Below are 4,091 nucleotides of genomic sequence, written 5' to 3' on the forward strand. Positions count from 1 at the left end.
GGCGTCCTGCCGCCTGGTGCAGGCGCGCCCGTATCAGGCAGAGCAGGGCTTCGTTGCGTTCAATCTGGCGCACCTCAAACGGGGTGGCCATGCCACTGGCGGCCAGTTCTTTCCAGCTGCCGCCCAATCCTGCAGCCTTGGCAACCCACAGAATGAGCTGCAGGTCTCGCAAGCCGCCGGGTGATTCCTTGCAGTTGGGTTCCAGCGCGTAAGGCGTGTTGTCGTACTTGGTGTGGCGCTGGCGCATTTCCAGCGTCTTGGCGACCAGGAAGGCCTTGGGATCCATTTGCGCCTGGTACTGGCCCTGGAAGTGTGCAAACAGCGCCGCATTCCCGCAGATGAGACGAGCTTCGAGCAGTGAGGTTTGAACCGTCACATCGGCCGCGCTTTCGGCTAGGCATTCTGAGGTGGTGCGCACGCTGGAGCCGATTTCCAGCCCCGCGTCCCAGCAGCTACCGATGAAGCCCTCAATGCGCCGGCTCAGTGCGCTGTCCGTGTCCAACTGCGTGCTCTCCGGCAGCAACAGCAGCACGTCCACGTCAGAGAACGGAAAAAGCTGCGCCCGGCCATATCCGCCCACCGCCACCAACGCACAGCCAGAAGGCATCTCTGCGCGCTGCCACAGTGTGTGCAGCAAACCATCTGTCAGGGAAGACAGCTTGCGCAGCACTTTGTGAATGCCCCGGGTGGAGGCTACAGAGGCTGCCATGCCCCCCATGACGGCGGCTTTTTCTTGGCGATAGGCGGCACGCAGCGACTGGATTTCGGTCATGAGGCAGGGCTTGGAAGGAAGAGGGACAAGAACCGGAGCCAGACAGTGCGACAGTGGTGCGCCGACCCGGCTCGCGGTTTCAGTTTGCGCACGCCCTGACTGCCAAGCAAAAGTCGTGCGCAGGTCTCTTGCCGCTGACTTCAGGTGCGCGTGGCTGTCACAAAACTAGGCAGTGGCGGAGACCCTGCCGACAAGGTCATGACCTCGTAGCCCGTGGGGGTGACCAGCACGGTGTGTTCCCATTGGGCAGAGAGGCTGTGGTCCTTGGTGACGATGGTCCAGCCGTCGTTGCCATGGTTCTTCACATCGCGTTTGCCTGCGTTGATCATGGGCTCGATGGTAAACACCATGCCGGGTTGCAGCTCTTCCAACGTGCCGGGGCGGCCGTAGTGCAGAACCTGGGGTTCTTCGTGGAATTTCTGGCCGATGCCGTGTCCGCAGAACTCGCGCACCACCGAGAAGCCGTGCCCCTCGGCAAACTTCTGGATGGCGTGGCCAATGTCTCCGAGCCGGGCGCCTGGCTTGACCTGCAGGATGCCGTGCCACATGGCTTCAAAAGTCACTGCCGACAGGCGTTTGGCTGCAATCGAGCACTCGCCAATCAGGTACATGCGGCTGTTGTCGCCGTACCAGCCGTCCTTGGTGATGACGGTCACGTCCACGTTCACGATGTCGCCCTTTTTCAGGGGCTTGTCGTTGGGAATGCCGTGGCACACCACGTGGTTGACCGACGTGCACAGCGACGCAGGGTAGGGTGGGTAGCCTGGGGGCTGGTAGCCCACGGTGGCGGAGATGGTGCCCTGCTGGGCCATGCACTCCGCGCCCAGGCGGTCGATCTCTTTGGTGGTGATGCCGGGCTTGATGTGGGGGGCGATGTAGTCCAGCACTTCCGAGGCCAAACGGCAGGCGTGCCGCATGGCTTCGATGTCTTCGGCGCTTTTGATGTTGATGGTCATGGCCTGAATTATCCCATTGGGCCCTGGGTGGCGCGTAGGCGCCTCACATGCCCGGTAAAATGGCGGGCTTCATGGCGGCCGCCCTGGCCAGCCTGCGAAGCATCCCCACCCCTCACACCCCAACAGGCCGCTACCGTGACCTTGCACATCACCACGCTGGCGGGCGGCAACGCCCTCAGCTCTTTCCGCGCTCAACAACTCCAGCCCGCCTTGGAGGCCATCCACCCCAAGATCACCGCCATTGCGGCGCGGTTTGTTCACCTGGTGGTGACGGATGCGCCGCCTTCGGCTGCCGAACAAGAGCGGCTGGCGGCCCTGTTGACCTATGGCGACCCCTACGCCGGGCCGCTAGATGGTGCGGCCATCGTGGTCACGCCTCGCCTGGGCACCTTGTCGCCCTGGGCCTCGAAGGCGACTGACATTGCCCGCAACTGCGGCATTGCGATCCGACGTGTCGAGCGCATCACGGAATACCGCATCACCCTCAAGACAGGTCTGCTGGGCAAGACACCCGAGCTGACCGCCGAGCAACTGGGCCAGGTCGCCGCCTTGCTGCATGACCGCATGACCGAATCGGTGGTGGCTGACCGCAGCGCTGCGGCCGCCCTGTTCACCGAGCTGCAGCCCGCGCCCATGGAGCGTGTGGACGTGCTGGCTGGGGGCCGCGCTGCGCTGGAAGCTGCAAACACTCGCTTTGGCTTGGCTTTGGCCGATGACGAGATCGACTACCTCGTCAACGCCTTCAACGGCCTCAAGCGCAACCCCACCGATGTGGAACTGATGATGTTCGCCCAAGCGAACAGCGAACACTGCCGCCACAAGATCTTCAACGCCGAATTCACCATCGACGGTGTGGCGCAGGACAAGAGCCTGTTCGGCATGATCCGCAACACCCACCAGCTCGCGCCCCAGCACACGGTGGTGGCGTACTCTGACAACGCGTCGATCATGGAAGGCCACCAAGTCGAGCGATTTGTGGCAAAAATGGCCTCTGGCGCTGATGGATCAAGCGCAAGCAGCTATCAAAAAAGTAGCGCAACGCAGCATGTGCTGATGAAGGTGGAAACGCACAACCACCCTACGGCCATCTCTCCCTTCCCCGGCGCCTCCACGGGTGCAGGCGGTGAGATTCGCGACGAAGGCGCCACGGGGCGCGGCTCCAAGCCCAAGGCGGGCCTCACGGGCTTTACCGTGTCCAAGCTGTGGGGTAGCACCGTGGGCAAGCCTGAGCACATTGCCAGCCCGCTGCAGATCATGGTCGAAGGGCCTCTCGGCGGCGCGGCGTTCAACAACGAATTTGGCCGCCCCAACCTGAACGGCTACTTCCGCGAATACGAGCAGAACGTGGGCGGCGTGCAGCGCGGCTACCACAAGCCCATCATGATCGCGGGCGGTGTGGGTGTGATCGATGCCGAGCTGACGAAGAAAATCGAATTCCCCGCTGGCTCGCTGCTTATCCAGCTGGGCGGCCCCGGCATGCGCATCGGCATGGGCGGCAGCGCCGCCAGCTCCATGGCCACCGGCACCAATGCGGCCGAGCTGGACTTTGACTCGGTGCAGCGCGGCAACCCCGAGATCGAGCGCCGTGCGCAAGAGGTCATCAACCACTGCTGGGCGCAGGGCAGCAACAACCCCATCCTGGCCATCCATGACGTGGGCGCGGGCGGTTTGTCCAACGCCTTCCCCGAGCTGACCAACGACGCAGGCCGTGGCGCGCGCTTTGACCTGCGCGCCGTGCAGCTCGAAGAGTCTGGCATGAGCCCGAAGGAAATCTGGAGCAACGAGTCGCAAGAGCGCTACGTGCTGGCGATTGCGCCCGAGTCGCTGGAACAGTTCAAAGCCTTCTGCGAACGCGAGCGCTGCCCGTTTGCGGTGATTGGCACGGCCACGGAAGAGCGCCAGCTGGTGCTGCACGACCCCGCAGCCACGGCCGACGACCAGAAGCTGCCGGTGGACATGCCCATGAACGTGCTGCTGGGCAAGCCGCCCAAGATGCACCGCGACGTGAAGACCGTGGTGCGCGAATTCGCACCGATGGACTTGACCGGCGTGCCGCTGCAAAAGGCCGTCATCGACGTGCTGGCCCACCCCACGGTGGCATCCAAGCGCTTCCTCATCACCATCGGTGACCGCACGGTGGGTGGGCTGAGCTACCGCGACCAGATGGTCGGCCCCTGGCAGGTATCCGTGGCCGATTGCGCCGTGACGCTGGCCGATTACAAGGGCTTTGCGGGCGAGGCCATGAGCATGGGCGAGCGCACACCGCTGGCCGCCATCAACGCCCCCGCATCGGGCCGCATGGCCGTGGCCGAGGCCATCACCAACCTGCTGGCAGCGCCCATCGAGCTGCCGCGCGTGAAGCT

2 protein-coding genes and 1 pseudogene are annotated in these 4,091 nt (G+C 64.0%); 1 reads left to right on the plus strand and 2 read right to left on the minus strand.

Annotated elements, in window-relative coordinates; translation table 11 throughout:
* Both AADJ04_RS17680 and map read right to left on the minus strand, forming a co-directional pair.
* Positions 1 to 772, minus strand: a pseudogene (locus AADJ04_RS17680) (bifunctional uridylyltransferase/uridylyl-removing protein); the annotation flags it as partial.
* A gap of 140 nt (positions 773 to 912) precedes the next feature.
* Positions 913 to 1,728, minus strand: coding sequence for a type I methionyl aminopeptidase (gene map, locus AADJ04_RS17685; RefSeq protein ID WP_044399680.1), 816 nt, complete (start codon positions 1,726 to 1,728; stop codon positions 913 to 915).
* Positions 1,729 to 1,863: 135 nt separating this feature from the next.
* On the opposite strand from map, the gene purL reads away from it, so the two are divergent.
* Positions 1,864 to 4,091 (plus strand): phosphoribosylformylglycinamidine synthase (gene purL / locus AADJ04_RS17690; RefSeq protein WP_341240418.1); only part of this gene is annotated, 2,228 nt, incomplete at its 3' end.

Origin of the sequence: uncultured Acidovorax sp. (genome assembly GCF_964021665.1) — a bacterium.
Taxonomy (GTDB): Bacteria; Pseudomonadota; Gammaproteobacteria; order Burkholderiales; family Burkholderiaceae_C; genus Acidovorax; species Acidovorax temperans.

Coding starts and splice junctions, on each gene's coding strand:
- map (WP_044399680.1), bottom strand. CDS start 1,728: ATGACCATCAACATCAAAAGCGCCGAAGACATCGAAGCCATGCGGCAC.